General features: G+C 36.1%; 1 protein-coding gene. It reads right to left on the bottom strand.

Features of this window, described 5'->3' with window-relative positions; genetic code table 11:
* Positions 1-515: restriction endonuclease subunit S (locus EXS92_RS07825; protein ID WP_165516085.1), on the bottom strand; the 515-nt coding region annotated here is incomplete at its 3' end.
* Positions 516-538 lie beyond the last annotated feature (23 nt).

Below are 538 nucleotides of genomic sequence, written 5' to 3'. Positions count from 1 at the left end.
TTAACGATCTCGTGTTGGATTTCTAGGGGTGGGATGGGGAACTTATATTTTTTAAAAGCAGTCATATCCACAGAAGCAAAACCTGAAACATTAGTATTTTTTTTGCACCATTCCCCCAAAAGAAAACATTGGTAAAAAAAGAATTTCATGTCTAAAGCAATATCACAATTCGCTTTTTTGCTTAAAAAAGTGAATTGTTGATTCGCTAACGAATCAACGATTAAAAGGGCATGTTCGCCTATGGTTGCTGTTGTAGAAATAATAATAGAATTTTTGGGGAATAATTTCTTACCCTTTAAAGCCTTTGGGGTAATGTGTTGGATAGAGTCTTTTAAAATCCTCCCATTTTCTCTAATGTCCTCCATTCTAAACCAAGGGATAGTCCCTTTTTCCCAAAATTCAGGATTGTTTTTTGATGGGGTGTAACCATTTTTAATTTCAAAAACCTCTTCAAGCGTTTTAAACTCCACCCCCTTAGGCGCTAAGGTTTGGAGCAAGCGCTCTATTTTATGCATTTTGCCCCTCTTCTAAATGGCTA

Origin of the sequence: Helicobacter pylori, from assembly GCF_011175115.1 — a bacterium.
GTDB classification, from domain to species: Bacteria; Campylobacterota; Campylobacteria; order Campylobacterales; family Helicobacteraceae; genus Helicobacter; species Helicobacter pylori_DF.
Note: the sequence above shows the minus strand (reverse complement) of the source record. Positions and strands in the feature narration are given on the sequence as shown.